The organism is Haloarcula nitratireducens, assembly GCF_019599505.1.
Genome location: NZ_RKLT01000001.1, coordinates 435,617 through 450,317 on the forward strand (window position 1 = coordinate 435,617; position 14,701 = coordinate 450,317).

The 14,701-nt window shown below is 67.9% G+C and carries 19 protein-coding genes; 10 read left to right on the forward strand and 9 right to left on the reverse strand.

Annotated elements, in window-relative coordinates:
* Positions 1-30 precede the first annotated feature (30 nt).
* Positions 31-204 (forward strand): hypothetical protein, encoded by a 174-nt coding sequence (locus EGH23_RS02195; protein WP_220578394.1) that lies wholly within the window; start codon positions 31-33, stop codon positions 202-204.
* 40 nt (positions 205-244) lie between these two features.
* Entirely contained in the window at positions 245-469 is a 225-nt protein-coding gene (locus EGH23_RS02200) for a hypothetical protein (protein ID WP_220578395.1), read from the forward strand.
* Here the strand turns inward: EGH23_RS02200 and EGH23_RS02205 are convergent.
* A complete protein-coding gene (locus EGH23_RS02205; protein WP_220578396.1) occupies positions 466-759 on the reverse strand; it encodes a DUF5789 family protein in 294 nt (97 codons plus the stop codon). The genes EGH23_RS02200 and EGH23_RS02205 overlap by 4 nt on opposite strands.
* 123 nt (positions 760-882) lie before the next feature.
* Between EGH23_RS02205 and EGH23_RS26785 the strand changes: the two genes are divergently transcribed.
* The 4 genes from EGH23_RS26785 (at position 883) to EGH23_RS02220 (ending at position 3,634) form a co-directional block, all read left to right on the forward strand.
* On the forward strand, positions 883-1,017 hold the full coding sequence (locus EGH23_RS26785; protein ID WP_268899410.1) for a hypothetical protein: 135 nt from the start codon (positions 883-885) through the stop codon (positions 1,015-1,017).
* Between the two features lie 42 nt (positions 1,018-1,059).
* Positions 1,060-1,482, forward strand: a complete 423-nt coding sequence (locus tag EGH23_RS02210) for a cobalamin B12-binding domain-containing protein (RefSeq protein WP_220578397.1) — start codon at positions 1,060-1,062, stop codon at positions 1,480-1,482.
* Positions 1,479-2,522, forward strand: coding sequence for a methylmalonyl Co-A mutase-associated GTPase MeaB (gene meaB / locus EGH23_RS02215; protein WP_220578398.1), 1,044 nt, complete (start codon positions 1,479-1,481; stop codon positions 2,520-2,522). Before EGH23_RS02210 ends, meaB begins: the two co-directional genes overlap by 4 nt.
* Positions 2,523-2,692: 170 nt before the next feature.
* The gene (locus EGH23_RS02220) at positions 2,693-3,634 is read left to right on the forward strand and encodes an alpha/beta fold hydrolase (protein WP_220578399.1); all 942 of its coding nucleotides are present in this window, start codon (positions 2,693-2,695) and stop codon (positions 3,632-3,634) included.
* A 19-nt stretch (positions 3,635-3,653) separates the two neighbouring features.
* Here EGH23_RS02220 and EGH23_RS02225 read toward each other — a convergent pair whose 3' ends face one another.
* From EGH23_RS02225 to EGH23_RS02235, 3 genes are all read right to left on the reverse strand, one after another.
* The gene (locus EGH23_RS02225; protein ID WP_220578400.1) at positions 3,654-4,040 is read right to left on the reverse strand and encodes a Zn-ribbon domain-containing OB-fold protein; all 387 of its coding nucleotides are present in this window, start codon (positions 4,038-4,040) and stop codon (positions 3,654-3,656) included.
* Positions 4,037-5,203: a thiolase domain-containing protein gene (locus EGH23_RS02230; protein WP_220578401.1), complete on the reverse strand. Its 1,167-nt coding sequence runs from the start codon at positions 5,201-5,203 to the stop codon at positions 4,037-4,039. The genes EGH23_RS02225 and EGH23_RS02230 overlap by 4 nt, the downstream gene beginning before the upstream one ends.
* A gap of 167 nt (positions 5,204-5,370) precedes the next feature.
* A complete protein-coding gene (locus EGH23_RS02235; protein WP_220578402.1) occupies positions 5,371-5,568 on the reverse strand; it encodes a DUF5800 family protein in 198 nt (65 codons plus the stop codon).
* Positions 5,569-5,692: 124 nt separating this feature from the next.
* On the opposite strand from EGH23_RS02235, the gene EGH23_RS02240 reads away from it, so the two are divergent.
* The 4 genes from EGH23_RS02240 (at position 5,693) to EGH23_RS02255 (ending at position 10,044) form a co-directional block, all read left to right on the forward strand.
* Positions 5,693-6,814 carry a polymer-forming cytoskeletal protein gene (locus EGH23_RS02240; RefSeq protein ID WP_220578403.1) on the forward strand — a complete coding sequence of 374 codons (1,122 nt, stop codon included), beginning with the start codon at positions 5,693-5,695 and terminating at the stop codon, positions 6,812-6,814.
* A gap of 156 nt (positions 6,815-6,970) precedes the next feature.
* Positions 6,971-8,524: a Na+/H+ antiporter NhaC family protein gene (locus EGH23_RS02245; RefSeq protein ID WP_220578404.1), complete on the forward strand. Its 1,554-nt coding sequence runs from the start codon at positions 6,971-6,973 to the stop codon at positions 8,522-8,524.
* Positions 8,521-8,793, forward strand: a complete 273-nt coding sequence (locus EGH23_RS02250) for a DUF7513 family protein (RefSeq protein WP_220578405.1) — start codon at positions 8,521-8,523, stop codon at positions 8,791-8,793. The genes EGH23_RS02245 and EGH23_RS02250 overlap by 4 nt, the downstream gene beginning before the upstream one ends.
* Positions 8,794-8,865: 72 nt before the next feature.
* Positions 8,866-10,044, forward strand: coding sequence for a redox-regulated ATPase YchF (locus EGH23_RS02255; protein WP_220578406.1), 1,179 nt, complete (start codon positions 8,866-8,868; stop codon positions 10,042-10,044).
* Between the two features lie 28 nt (positions 10,045-10,072).
* On the opposite strand, the gene EGH23_RS02260 is transcribed toward EGH23_RS02255, so the two are convergent.
* From EGH23_RS02260 to EGH23_RS02280, 5 genes are all read right to left on the reverse strand, one after another.
* On the reverse strand, positions 10,073-10,927 hold the full coding sequence (locus EGH23_RS02260; RefSeq protein ID WP_220578407.1) for a UbiA family prenyltransferase: 855 nt from the start codon (positions 10,925-10,927) through the stop codon (positions 10,073-10,075).
* A gap of 67 nt (positions 10,928-10,994) precedes the next feature.
* A complete protein-coding gene (locus EGH23_RS02265; RefSeq protein ID WP_220578408.1) occupies positions 10,995-11,366 on the reverse strand; it encodes a hypothetical protein in 372 nt (123 codons plus the stop codon).
* Positions 11,367-11,420: 54 nt separating this feature from the next.
* Positions 11,421-12,545 (reverse strand): pyridoxal phosphate-dependent aminotransferase, encoded by a 1,125-nt coding sequence (locus EGH23_RS02270; protein ID WP_220578409.1) that lies wholly within the window; start codon positions 12,543-12,545, stop codon positions 11,421-11,423.
* A gap of 142 nt (positions 12,546-12,687) precedes the next feature.
* Complete coding sequence (locus EGH23_RS02275) at positions 12,688-13,851, reverse strand: thiolase family protein (RefSeq protein WP_220578410.1); 1,164 nt, start codon at positions 13,849-13,851, stop codon at positions 12,688-12,690.
* A 78-nt stretch (positions 13,852-13,929) separates the two neighbouring features.
* Positions 13,930-14,700, reverse strand: a complete 771-nt coding sequence (locus EGH23_RS02280; RefSeq protein ID WP_220578411.1) for a cytochrome b family protein — start codon at positions 14,698-14,700, stop codon at positions 13,930-13,932.
* Between the last annotated feature and the right edge of the window lies 1 nt (position 14,701).

The window sequence follows — 14,701 nt, forward strand, 5'->3', positions numbered from 1 at the left end:
TTTAACCGTCGGAGTCCGCGTGTGTCTAGTGTGTCCCCCACGCCAGCAGATACGGCCCGGGCCGAGGAGTTGACGAGTCGCGCGTACCGCATCACCGTCGACGAGGGCCGCGACTCCTTCGACGCGCTGAGCATCGAATCCAACGAACGAGAGGGAGCGTGGCTCATCTCCGACACCGTCCGTTCGCTGGAAGCGATGCGATAGTCGCAAAAACGGTTTGAGCGCCCCCGTCTAACCCCGTTGCATGAGCTCACTCTTGCAGTCCATCGATGCCGGTGGACTCCTCGTCGTCGCCCTCCTCCTCGCGGCGATGGCGATTCCCGTTCTCATCGCTCTCGGCGTCGCCCTGTGGCTCACCCGCGACGAGTGGGGCGACCGCAAAGACTTCGACGGGTTCGACACCGACGAGTCGGGGGACGAGGCAGAGACGGCGGTAGAAGAGCCGGAGTCCGCGAACGAGACGCCCTAGTTTTCGGTCGGGACGGGTCCGTCACCGATGGCGCCTCGCACCGACTCGGTGAACTCGTGTCGGTCCGAGAAGTACGTCTGGTCGACGTCGGCCATGATCTCGGAGAGCCGCTGCGGGCCGTCGGGCGTTCGGACGACGGAGTCACCCTCCCGTTCGACGATCGTGCTGTGCTCGATGCCCCAGGTGAGCCGCGCCGTGACGCGGGACAGCGGTGCCCCCTCGACGTCGGGTCCCTCGCCGAGTTCGACGGCTGGCGCGTCCTCTTCTTCCTCGTTCTCGTCGTCGCTCATATCCGAACTGTCCGCACCTGCCCGATTAGTGCTTTCGGAATGCGAGCGGCCGCGGTCCGCCGTCCGGCGTGCGAGTCCAGTTCGACCCCGAATCACTATGAGCCACGCGAACGAGGACCACGTATGTCGCGCACGCTCGACCGATTCGACCACCCCGCGTGGGTGACCGCCGCCGGAATGTTCGCCGGCTACGGACTCGTCCTGGCGTTCCTGTTCCTCTCGCTGTTCGTCATCCCGTTCCTGCTGTTCACGGTGTGAGGCGGGGCAAGAGTCAAACCGCATGCGGTGGTAACTCTTGGCATGAGTGTCGAGCAGGAGCAAGCCGAGCGGACTATCAGGTGTCTGGTCGCGAAGGTCGGACTCGACGGACACGACCGCGGGGCGCACGTTATCGCCCGTGCGCTCCGTGACGCCGGGTTCGAAGTCATCTACTCGGGCCTGCACCGCGCCCCGGAAGAAGTCGTGCAGGCCGCCGTGCAGGAGGACGTCGACGTCGTCGGCATCTCCATCCTCTCGGGGGCGCACAACACGTTGGTCCCGAGGATCCTCGACGGCCTGCGCGAGTACGACGCCTTCGACGATCGACTCGTCCTCGTCGGCGGCATCGTCCCCGACGACGACAAGGCGGAGCTCCGCGAGCGGGGCGTCGACGAGATATTCGGCCCCGGGGCGTCGATGGACGAGATGATCGCGTACATCCACGAGCACGCCCCCGAGCGATGACGGACCTCGTCGAGGGGTTGCTCGCGGGCAAACACAGCGCGCTGGCCCGCGTCATCACGAAGATAGAGAACCGTTCGCCGGGCTACCGCGAGATAATCTCGGACCTCTATCGCCACACCGGTCACGCCGAGGTCATCGGCGTCACCGGCAGTCCCGGGGCCGGGAAGTCCACGCTCGTCGACAAGGTGGCCGCGGCGTACCGCGACCGAGGGCTGACCGTCGGCGTCATCGCCATCGACCCGTCCTCGCCCTTCTCGGGCGGCGCGGTGCTGGGCGACCGCATCCGCATGGCGTCGAACGCCGGCGACATGGACGTGTTCTTCCGGTCGATGTCCGCCCGCGGGTCGCTGGGCGGCCTCTCGACGGCGACGACGGACGCCGTCACCGCGCTCGACGCCTTCGGCAAGGACGTGGTGATCGTCGAGACCGTCGGGGCCGGACAGAACGAGGTGGACATCGTCCGCACCGCCGACACCGTCGCCGTCCTCGTCCCGCCCGGCAGCGGCGACGACGTGCAGATGCTGAAGGCCGGAATCTTAGAGATCGGCGACGTCTTCGTCGTCAACAAGGCCGATCTGGACGGGGCCGACCGCACCGTCCAGCAGCTGCGCGAGATGCTCCAGAACAGCAACAGCTCGCGGGGTACGGGCCATCACGGTCATCGCGAGGCGGTCGACGGAAACACGCCCGACGAGGGCGACGCGGACGACGAGCGCGAGACGTGGTCGCCCCCCATCGTCGAGACGGTGGCGAACCGCAGCGAGGGCGTCGAGTCGTTCATCGAAGCGCTGTCGGACCACGGCGAGTTCTTAGACCGAACGGGCAAGCGCGAACGGCAGGCCCGACAGCGGGTCGCCGCGGAGATCCGGACGCTGCTCAGAGAGGACGTCAACGGACTGATAGCGGGCGAACTCGACCGCCACGGCGGCATCGAGGGGTACGTCGATGCGGTCGTCGCGCGCGAGACCGACCCCTACACGGTCGTCGACGAGGTGCTCGAACCCCTCAGAGCCTGTTTGAACGAGACGCGGGACACGTAGAAAGCCCCGTGAGGGGCGAGGTGGGAAACCACGCAGATGACGCGAAGCGCCACGCGCGGCACCCGACAGTCGATTGCTCGCTCATGTAAGGGCTTCGCATCGTTCGAGACGAACGTTTCCGGGCGTTCTCTCCCGTACGTATAAACAGGGGCCGGCACGTACACGTGTGCATGAAGCTTCGAAAGGCACTCGGAGTCGCCGCCGGCGCGGTCGGGACGACGGCGGTCGTCAATCGCGTACTCGAGTCGCGTGCCGACGAGTTCGAACCGCTGCTCTCCGGTGATCAGCGGACGTACCGCTGGCGCGGGTTCGACGTCGCCTACGCGGAGGCGGGCGACCCCGAGGACCCGGATCTCGTCCTCCTCCACGGTATCAACGCCGCGGCCTCCAGCCACGAGTTCGACGCCATCTTCGAGCAGTTGGCCGAGGACTACCACGTCCTCGCGCCGGACCTGCCCGGGTTCGGTCACTCAGACCGGCCGCCGCTCCTCTACTCGGCGTCGCTACTGACCACGTTCGTCCGCGATTTCCTCGCCGACGAGAGCGAGGACGCGACGGTGGTCGCCTCGTCGCTGACCGCCTCCTACGCCGCGATCGCCGCCCGCGAGGTCGAGGTGGCAGAACTCGTCCTCGTCTGTCCGACCGACTCCTCGATGGGCGACCAGAACGTCTGGCTCCGCTCGGTGCTCCGCGCGCCGTTCGTCGGACAGACCCTCTTCAACCTGATCGTCTCGAAGCCGTCCATGCGGCACTTCCACGCGGACCACGGCTACTACGACATAGACAACCTCACCGACGAGATCCTCGACTACGAGTGGCGGACGGGTCATCAGCAGGGGGCCCGCTTTGCGCCCGCCTCGTTCGTCTCCGGCTTTCTCGACCCGCAGGAGGACCTCGGCGAGGTGCTCGCTGCGCTCGACGTGCCGATCACGATGGTCTGGGGCGAGGACGCCGACGTCTCGCCGCTCTCGGAGGGCCGGGAACTCGCCGACCGGGCGGACGCGACGCTGGTCGTCTTCAGCGATTCGCTCCTGCTCCCCCACGTCGAACACCCCGACGAGTTCGTCGACGTCGTCCGCGGCGAGGCTGCGACGGCCGAGATAGAGGAGTAGAAAAGCGCCGGTAGCGCGACTATCGCGGTCGGAGCACGACGGCTCGGTCCCCGGTCGTCTCGCGCTCGCCGACTTCGACGCCGACGACGTCGCCGATCTCGACGTCTTCGGGCTCGACGCCGCGGACGAGCCCCGTCACCGACACCGGCCCGAAGTCCGCGATGGCGGTCACGTAGGGGGCGTCGTCCTCGAACTGCGGCGTCGCCACGGTGATGGTCGTGTGAGAAGCGATCTCGCCGCTGTCGGGGAGCGATTTCTCGGTCAGGTCGCGGGAGCTACACACGGGGCAGACCCGTCTCGGCGGGAGCCAGCCGTGGCCGTTCTCGCATTCGAGGTAGTGCGCCTCGCCGTCTTCGATGGCATTCAGCCACGCGTCGTACGCGCCGTCGGGAGCTTTCTCCGTCATTCTCGCACCTCCAAGACGTGAACCGTCGTAGAGGCGACGGTGCCGCCGGCGTTGTGGGCGACGCCGACCGTTCCGTCGGGGACGGCGTCGGCGCGGGGATGCGACCCGTCTAAGACCCACGCGATGGTCGCCAACTGCGCGACGCCGGTCGCGCCGACGGGGTGGCCCTTCGCCTTCAGGCCGCCCGAGAGGTTGATCGGCAACTCCCCGTGGCGGTCGGTCTCGCCGTTCGTCGCGGCGTGGATGCCCTCGCCGCGCTCGTAGAGCCCGAGCGACTCGATGGCGAGCACCTCGGCGATGGTGAAGCAGTCGTGGACCTCCGCGAAGTCCACGTCGTCGGGACCGATGCCCGCGTCGGCGTAGGCCTCGTCCGCGGCCTTGTCCGCTGCGGGCGTCTGTGCGAGGTGGGGGCGGTCCTGCAGCGCGAGGTTGTCCCCGCCCTGCCCGGTCCCCGTGACCGCGACCGAGGCGTCGAGCCCGTGTTCTTCGGCGTACTCGGCGGTCGTCAGCACCGCGGCGGCCGCACCGTCGGTGATGGGACAGGAGTCGTACAGCCCGAGCGGGCTGGCGATGGTCGGCGCGTCGACGGCCTCCTCGACGGTGATCTCCTTTCGGATCTGGGCGTGTTCGTTGACCAGCGCGTGTTCGTGGTTCTTCACCGCGATGTGCGCGAGATCCTCGTGTTCGCCGCCGTACTGCTCGAAGTACGATCGCGCCATCAGCGCGTACGCGCCGGGGAACGTCATCCCGGCGCGGATCTCGTAGAGGTCGTCGGCGGCGATGGCCAGCGCGTCCGTCGCCGCGGCGGTGCCGATGTTGGTCATCCGCTCGGACCCGCCGACGACGGCGACGTCTTGCTCACCGTTGCGGAGGTTCTTGACGGCCTCCCGAATTGCGGCCCCGGCGGAGGCGCAGGCGGCCTCCAACCGTGTGGCCGGCACGTCCAGGCCGATGGCCTCGGCCATCAGCGGGCCCTGATGGCCCTGGTGTTCGGCGAGTTCCCCCATGAAGTTCCCGTAGTAGAGCGCGTCGACGTCGTCCGGATCGACGCCCGAAGCGTCCAGCGCCTCCAGTCCCGCCTCCGCGAAGAGGTCGCGACCGGTCCGCTCGGGGTGCTTCCCGAAGGAGGTGACACCGGCCCCTGCGACACGTGGGTCTGACATTACCTCACAGTGAGGGTCTGGGTACTTAAATGCCTACCGACAGTGTGCGGTTTTGCCACGATTTCCCGGCCGTAGGACCGCAAGACGGCGGCGGTTTTATCATTCTACTAGCCTTTTCCTTCGAGGGATCATACTTCCTTCGTGAGAATCGGCCGAGGGCGCGGTGGTCACTCGACTATCTCGCCGATACGCCGCGGTTCGCCGGAGAGCGACGGGTCGGGTTCGACTATCTGGAGGACTTCGTGGTCGGTCACGTCGGGGTAGGACTTCTGCGTGGCGTCTTCGATGAGTTCCTTCTCCAGCCGGAACTCGGTTCCGTCGTAGACTACGTCGACGCCTTGCTCGTCGAACGAGAGAACGGTCATATCAGACGTAGGGGAGGTGAGAATAAAAGTATAGTCTCTCGTGGCCCGCCCGCGTCAGACGTCCGTCTGACAAGCGTCGTGCGCTGCCTCGGGGTTTAAGAGCGTCCGAATCTCTATTTGTGCTGTGCCACTCGGCTCTGACCCGCTCTCGGAACTCGCCATCCCCGACGGTACTACCGTCGAGGAACACGACCTCGTCACGGACGGCGACGTCATCATCGGCGGGCAGAGCACTATCGAGTTCGGCGTCCGCGGCCGTTCGGTGATCGCCGACGAGCGCGTGCGCTTCGGCGGCAACATCGAGGCCGAGGGCGACTGCCGCCTCGACATGTGGTGTGACGTCGCGGACAACGTCCTCGTCGGCGAGGACGCCTACATCGGCGAACGCGTCCACATCGGTGGCGAGTTGCGCGTCGCCGGCGACCTCGACATCGGCGACGACGTCGACATCGAGAACGGCTTCGAGGCCAACGGCTGGATCGTCATCCGCAACCCGATGCCGACCATCGTCTTCCTGTTCGTCTACCTCTCGCAACTCCTTCGCATCGGCGAGGACGACGCCGCGCAGGACCTCGTCGAGGAGATGCTCGGCGAGGACGACGATCAGCAGCCGATACTCGTCCCGCGGGGAGCCAGCGTCTCCGACGACGCCTGGCGCGTCTCGACGCCCGCGACCATCGGCGACGACTGCCGCCTCCACGGCAACGTCCGCGCCGAATCGCTGGAGGTCGGCCGCGACAACGTGATATTCGGCAGCCTGCGCGGCCGCGAGGACGTCGTCGTCGGGAAGGGAACCGAGATAAAGGGCGACGTGACGACCCGCAACGGCGACGTTCGCGTCGGTCCCGGCGCGAAGATCTGGGGCGACATCTCCGCGTCGACGGTCGAACTCCACGAGAATGCCACGGTCGACGGGAAGATCCGCGCCAGCGACGGGACGCGGATGCACACCGACGAAGTGCTCTCCCGGCCGGACGAGTCCGCCGCCGCGATGGCGGAGATGGCCGAGGAACTCGAAGGCGACAGTGACACTACGGAGCCCGACACCGACGACGCGACGGCGGACGACGAGACCGACGAGGACGCGACCGCGGATTCGCCGGCCGACACGGAACCGTCCGACTCGGCGGACGACGACACGACCGACTCGGCGGACGACGACACGACCGACTCGGTGGAGACCGACACAACCGGGGATTCTGGGGAGTCCGCGGCGGCCGAGGACGCCGCCGAGGCGACCGAGTAGCGACGTTCTCGACGCGATGTCTGATTGCGACACGATTCTCGATAGCCGCCGCTCGCTCGTGGACGCCTCCGCCGCGAGTTCGAGCGCCGCTCTCGGTTCGGGGGAAACGGTTATTGTGCCACTCTCTGTCGTGGCCTTTATCAGGTGTCATAACACATGGCAGACGCTCCCTCTGACGAGTCGCCCGAGATCGACGCGATCTCGGGGCCGGACGTGGATCGAATCGAGTTCTACGGCGGGCGCTGGACGAGCGTCCTGCCCATCGCGCTGTTCGTCCTGTGGGCGATCGTCCAGAGCGGCCTGTTCAGGATCGGCGACACGACCGGGCTCGTCGCCGGCATGCTCGTCTCGCTCATCGTCGGGATGTTCTTCGTAAAGGGTGACTGGACGGACTACGCCAACACCATCTTCGACGGGATGACCAAGCGTGTCGCCGCGACGGCCGTCGTCGCCTGGCTCTGGGCGGGGATGTTCGCGAACACTCTCCAAGCGGGCGGCTTCGTCGGCGGCCTCGTCTGGGCGGCCAACGCCGCCGCGGTCGGTCCGACGCTGTTCCCGGCAGTCACGTTCATCCTCGCCGCGCTGCTCGCGACGGGTATCGGCACGGGCTACGGGACGACAGTGGCGTTCACGGCGCTGTTCTTCCCGGCCGGCATCCTGCTCGGCGCGAACCCCGTCCTCCTGTTCGGCTCCATCCTCTCGGGGGCCGTCTTCGGCGACAACCTCGCGCCGGTGAGCGACACCACCATCGTGAGCGCGGTAACCCAGGACGCCGACATCGGCGGCGTCGTCGCCTCGCGGTTTAAGTACGCCATCGTCGCCGCCGTCTTCGCGTTCGCGGCGTACGTCGTCGCCGGCGGCGCGATGCCCGGCCTCGACATCTCCCAGCAAGCCCAGGACCTGTTCATCGAGAACAGTGAGCCGGCCGGTCTGGTCCACCTCCTCTCGATGCTCGTCGTCATCGTGACCGCCGTCATAGGGCGACACATCGTCGAAGCGGTCTCCTGGGGACTGGTCGTTGCCGTCGTCTTCAACCTCGTCTTCGGCCTCGCGCCGCTGAGCGCGGTGCTCCTGTTTCGCGTCCCCGACACTTCGGTCGTGGCCGGTGCCGTCGCTGGCTTGCCGATCGTCGAGATCGTCGACCCGGGCAACGCCGGCGTGACCGGGTCGCTGTACAGCGGCGCGGCCGGGTTCTTCCCGCTCATCGTGCTCGTCCTCCTCATCATCGCCGGCTCGGAGATCATGATCCGCGGCGGGGGCTTCGCGGCCATCCAGGACTGGCTGCTCGACAACGTCGCCACGGGCGTCCGCAGCGCCGAGACGACGATGGTGGTCGGCACCGCCTTCGTCAACTCCATGATCACGATCAACACTGCCGCCGAGATCGCCATCGCGCCGTACATCGCCCGCATCGGCCAGAAGTACAACATCAACGGCTACCGGCGGGCGAACATCCTCGACGCGAACACCTCGGCGCTCGGCTACATCTTCCCGTGGGCCGGTGGCGTCCTCGTCGGCTTCGCGACGATGCAGGGCTTGCCCGACCAGTACGAGTGGTTCACCGAGGCGATGGTGGTCAATCCCATCCAGGTCTGGCCGTTCGTCTTCCACGGCTGGCTGCTGTTCTTCGTGTTCCTGCTGTCGGCACTGACCGGTTTCGGGCTGGAGTACACCACTGACCGCCGCTCCGACGAGGTGAGTCGCGTATGAGCATTCTCGACCAGTTCCTCGCCGGAGCGACGTTCCGGACGACGACGCCCTCCTTCGAGGCGGGCGAGGAGATCGAGGTGTACGTCACGGACTTCGACGACGCCGAGGGCGACCTGTACGCTCTGGTCGGCGAAACGCGGCTCTCGTTCGTCGACGGGCCGCGGAACCTCGTCGGCTGTCGCGTCCTCGCCCGCGTGGAGTCGTTCGACGACGACGCTCACCGTGGGACGGTCGCCCACCTCGAAACGCTGGACCGGGGCTCGTTCTAAGGTCCCGGTCGGAAGCGACTCGGCGACCCGCGAACCGAAACCCCCTTTCCGCGGTCACTGGTACGTGGTGGCATGCTCTCTATCGCACTCGCCGGCAAGCCCAACGCCGGGAAGTCTACCTTCTACAAGGCGGCGACGATGGCCGACGTGGACGTGGGCAACTACCCGTTCACGACCATCGACGCCAACCGCGGCGTCAGCCACGTCCGCACCGACTGTCCCTGCCTCGACCGCGAGGAGCGCTGCGGCGACGACGGCTGCCACGACGGGAAGCGTTACGTCCCCGTCGAACTCATCGACGTGGCCGGTCTCGTCCCGGGCGCACACGAGGGCCGGGGACTGGGCAACCAGTTTCTGGACGAACTGACCAATGCCGACGTCATCCTCAACGTCGTCGACGCCTCCGGCGGGACCGACGAGGAGGGCGAACCCGTCGAAGTCGGTGAACACGACCCGGTCGAGGACGTGCACTTCGTCGAGACGGAGATGGACCTCTGGCTCGCGAGCATCGTCTCCCGCAACTGGGAGTCCGTCGAGCGGCAGTCCCGCTCGCCCGACTTCGACTTAGACGAGGCGCTCGTGGACATGCTGACCGGCGTCGGCGCGACGGAACTCGACGTGGCACGCACGCTGCGTGACTTAGAGTACCCCGAGGACCCGATCGCGTGGACCGACGACCACCGCGAGGCGCTGGCCCGCGAGATCCGCCGCCGGACGAAACCCATCGTCGTCGTCGCCAACAAGGCCGACGTCGCGCCCGAGGGCAACGTCGAGCGGCTCCGCGAAGCCGCCGATGTGGTCGTCCCCGCCACCGCCGACGGGGAGCTGGCGCTGCGCAAAGCCGCGGAGGCGGGCGTCGTCGCGTACGACCCCGGCGACCCGGACTTCGAGATCCTCGGTGACCTGAACGACCAGCAACGCGAGGGCTTAGAACGCATCCGCGAGGTGATGGCCGAGCACGGCGGTACCGGCGTCCAGGGCGCGATGGACACAGCCGTCTACGATCTGCTCGACCACGTCACGGCGTACCCGGTCCAGAACGACACGAAGTGGACCGACGGTCAGGGGAACGTCCTCCCCGACGCCTTCCTCCTGCCCCGCGGCTCGACGCCGAAGGACCTCGCGTACGCCGTCCACTCGGACATCGGCGACGGCTACATCCACGCCGTCGACGCCCGCGAGGGGATGCGAATCAGCGACGAGGAGGAACTCGAAGAGGGGTCGGTCATCAAGATCGTCAGCGACAACTGAACGCGATAAGGCCGCTGTCGCTCGTCGTTCACCCGAGCGGCCGGAACCACACCGCCGCGACCAGCACGGCCAGGAAGAGGTAGGACCCTCGGATCAGTAGCATCGTCGCCAGTTCCGACTCCGCGCGCTGGGCGACGGCGGCGACGATACCGAAGACGAGGGCCGCGCCGGCGGCGCTCGGCGGGATTCCCGGAAGCGCGACCGCGAGGGCGACGACGCCGACCATCGCCGCCACCAGCAGGGCGAGCGCGAACCGTCTGGCCCGCGCCGGCCCCAGCACGACGGCGACGGTACGCTTCCGGATGGAGCGGTCGTAGTCGTAGTCCTTCTCGTCGTCGATCACCTTGATGCCCGTGAGCAAGCAGAGGAAGACGGCGGCCAACCCGAGCACGCGGGGGCTGAGCCCCGTCGCCTGCGCGTAGTAGCCGCCGAGGAGCGCGAGGGCGATACCGGCGGGGTAGCCCATCGTCGCCCCGACGGGATTGAGGTCCAGTTGCGGGGCGTGCGCGTAGCCGATGACCCACGTCGGCAGCGTCAGCAGGGCCGCGCCGGGGCCGGCGAGGAGCCACAGACCCGCCGTACAGCACGCGAACCCGGCGCCGGAAGCGACGAGTGCACCCCGACAGCCGCCGACGGTCAGCGGGTGGTCGTCGTCCTCGCCGCGGAGGTGGAAGTCCACGTAGCCGTCCTTGACGTGGGCGGTGTAGACGGCGAAGAACATCGCCCCGGCGTGCAGCGCCGCGATGGAGAGCGAGACGTCGCCGGCGAGCACGGCTCCGAACAGCGACGTGGCCAGCGGCGGGAGCATGAACACCGGATGGACCTGCGAGGCGAGCGCCCGCCCCGCGGCAAGCGGTCCCGCTCCGCGTCGAGAAACTGCCATACGGTAACCTGGGTCGCGCGACTGAAAAATTCTCGTACGCTATCTCTCCCTCTCTCTCGAAGCGAAACTATCGCCAGTTGTCCCGATCTAACACGAACTGCGAGATGTGGGAGGCGAGTTCGCGGGCGGCGGCCTCCGTCGGCGCGTGGAGTTCCCCCGACACCGGCCCCGCCTCGCCGCCGACGCCCTCCGTCTCCGAGATTGGGTCGGTCCCAGTGGGGTACGGCCGCCGCGAGCGGACCCGGTCGCGTAACTGCTGGACCACGGACGGCGAGAGCTGTCGGTCGAGATGCTGGAGGTCGTACTTGACGATGTAGCCGCGGGTCGCGTTCCGGACGGCGATGACCGGCTGTCCCCGTTCGGCACACCGTCGCCAGATGGCCCGTTGCTCGTCGGCTGTCTCGTAGACCGGGACGTTCGACGGCGCGAGGTGCTTCATCGGGAGTCGGTACGTCCCCGAGGACTATGACGCTTCGCCGCGTCTCAGTCCGGATTACCGCTTCAGAGCGGCCGTCGCCTCGGCCATAATGTCGATAGCTTCTTTCAGCGTCTCCATGTCCGTCGCGTAGGAGATTCGAGCGTAGCCGTCGCCGTTCTCGCCGAAGGCGTCGCCCGGGACGACGATGACGCCGCGGTCGATGACCTCATCGACCCAGCCGTCGGGCACCTTCGGCATCGCGTAGAACGCGCCCTTCGGCGTCGGACACTCGAGTCCCATCTCCTCGAAGCCGTCGAGGAGGACGTCGCGCCGTTCCTCGAAGGCCTCTCGCATCTCGACGACCCGGTCCTGCGGGCCGGTGAGCGCCGCCTCGGCGGCGTACTGGGCGGGCGCGGAGGCACAGGCCTGCGCGTACTGGTGGACGCGCAGCATCCGCTCGATCCGCTCGTTCGACCCGGTGACCCAGCCGAGTCGCCACCCGGTCATCGAGTACGCCTTCGAGCAGGCGTTGACGACGACGACGTTGCCCGTCTCGTCGAACGCCGCCGGCGAGCGGTGTTCGCCGTCGAACACCTGCTTCTCGTACACCTCGTCCGAGATGCAGAGTACGTCGTGCTCGGCCGCGATGCGGGCGAACTCGCGCATGTCGTCGGGCGACTGCACCGCGCCGGTGGGGTTGGCCGGCGAGTTGACGACGAACGCGACGGTGTCGTCGGTGAGGGCGTCCTCGACGGCCGCCGGGTCCATCGTCAGGTCGTCTCGCAACCCGACCGGTTTCGGCGTCCCGCCGGCGAGGTGGGTCAGCGCTTCGTAGGAGACGAAGCCGGGGTCGGGGAAGACCACTTCCTCGCCCTCGTTCACGTGGGCTTCGAGCGCGATGTGCAGCGCCTCGCTCCCGCCGGAGGTGGCGATGACGTCGTTCGGATCGACGTCGAAGTCGTTGTCGCGGGCGTGCTTCTCGGCGATGGCCTCGCGGAGCGACTCGGTCCCCTTGTTCGACGTGTAGGCGTCGGCCTTGCCGGCTCGGATGGCCTCGACGGCGGCCTCGCGGGCGTGGTCCGGCGTCGGGAAGTCCGGCTGGCCGAGACCGAGGTTGATGGCGTCCTCGCCCGCGGCCTCGAACACCTCGCGGATGCCCGAGATCGACACCTGTTCGACGCGCGTGGAGAAGGCTGGCATACCCTGTTGGGCGGGTGCCGTCCCGATAATGCTCCCGATTTCCGCGTTCGGTGAGCAGTCGCCGCCGGGCGGGGCTACCGCACCAACGACATAGCGAGAGCGCCCCCGCCGCCGACGTCACTCGCGTCGCCGCCGCGCGGGACTACCGGACTAACGACATAGCGATAGCGCCCCCGCCGCCGACGCTCATCCCCACCACACCCCTGTCCAAATCCTCGCGCTCCATCGCGTAGACGAGCGTCGTCGCGAGGATGCCGCCGCTCGCACCGATGGGGTGGCCGAGCGCGACCGCGCCGCCCAGCGGGTTGTGCTTCTCCGGCGGGATATCGAGTTCGTCGGCGACGTACACCATCTGAGCGGCGAAGGCCTCGTTGAGTTCGAAGTGGTCCACGTCCGCGACCGAGAGGTCGTTCTCGTCGAGCAGTTTCGAGACGGCGTCGGCGACGGCCAGAGAGAACTCCGCGGGGTCGCGGTAGGCGACGGCGTAATCCTCGACGTGGGCCATCGGCCCCACGCCCGCGGCGTCGGCCGTCTCCGCGTCGGCGAGCAACACCGCTCCCGCGCCGTCGGCGAGCTTCGAGGCGTTGCCCGCCGTTATCGTCCCGTCCTCCCCGAACGCCGGCGGGAGCGTCGCCAACCGCTCGACGGTCGTCTCGGGGCGCGGCCCCTCGTCCTCGGTGACGAGGTGATCCCCCACGTCGACGGGGACGATCTCGCGCTCGAACAGTCCGTCGTCGACGGCGTCGGCGGCGCGGTGGTTGCTCCGTCGAGCGTACTCGTCCTGTGCCTCCCGGGAGACGTCGAAGCGCTCGGCGATGCGGTCGGTGAGCGTCCCCATGTGGGCGTCGTAGCTTTTGTCCCACAGCGAGTCGTGTATCATCGCGTCCACGAGCGTCGTGTCCCCGTGGCGGCGGCCGCCGCGCAGCTCGCGGACGAGATACGGCGCGTTCGACATCGACTCCATCCCGCCGGCGAGACAGATCGACGCTCGGCCCGCGTCGATGCGGTCGACGGCGGTCGTAATCGCTCGTAGGCCGGACCCCGACGCTTCGTTGGTCGTCGTCGCCGGGCAGGCGTCGGGCAGCGGGGAGTCGACGACGACCTGCCGCGCGGGCACCTGCCCGACGCCCGCCTGGACGGCGTTGCCGAGACAGACCCAGTCGACGACGTCGGGTTCGACGCCGGTGCGGTCGAGTACCCCCTCGACGGCGGCCCGTCCGAGCGCCGTCGCCGGACGCTCCGAGAGCCTGCCGAGAAGAGCTCCGTGTGCGGTGCGAGCGCCGTCTACGACGACCACGTCGGTCATGCGAGATAAATGACGCCGAGGCTACAATACTGTTGGCCCGCGGACTCGAAACGAATCGCGGCGGAAAATAGACGACCGTTACTTCGGCGGTCTGAGTCGGTAGTACCGGCGGTTGAGGTCGAACATGTATCCCTCGCGCATCGCCTTCAACACAGCGTAGGTGATCGTCGCACAGACGACGGGGAAGAGGAACGTCAGGTCGAACAGCAGCTTCGAGTCCATCGGAACGAGGTTCTTGATGGACAGCGCGGCGATGGTGAAGCTGAAGATGACGCCGGCCATCCCGACGGCCGCCCAGAACGGCTGTTCGACCGGACGGCGCGCGGAGCCCTTGTTGAGGAAGGGGACGATGGCGACGAAGCCGACGACGACGACGTTCGCCAGCACGCCGTAGGTCCGGTCGGCCATCAGCTTCTGTCCGCCCAAGATGCTCAGGTTCGGGTTGAGCGGCCCGAGTTTGAGGAGGCCGAACGACCAGTAGAGATACCAGTCCGGCAGGATGATGGCGGGCGTCACGCCCGAGTTCGCCGGGTTCGGCATCTCCGGCGGGAGCGCCGCCGAGACGAACAGGATCATCCCGACGAAGAAGCTCGTCAGCGCGAGGTTCCGTATCATCTCGTGGGGCCAGGCCGGGAACCCGAGCACGTCGCGCTCGACGTAGTCGGACTGCTGGCGAAGGTCCTGATCCTCGCGCCGTGCTCGCTCGAAGTACTCGTAAGTGAGCCGCGAGAGGCCCTGTTTGCGTTGCTTGCGCTCGGACCACGTCGGCGTCTCGTCGTCAGGTGCGACGATCCCGCCGCCGCCCGAGCCGTCTGTGCGAACGTCGTCGTCGGTGTCGTTTTCGCTCATG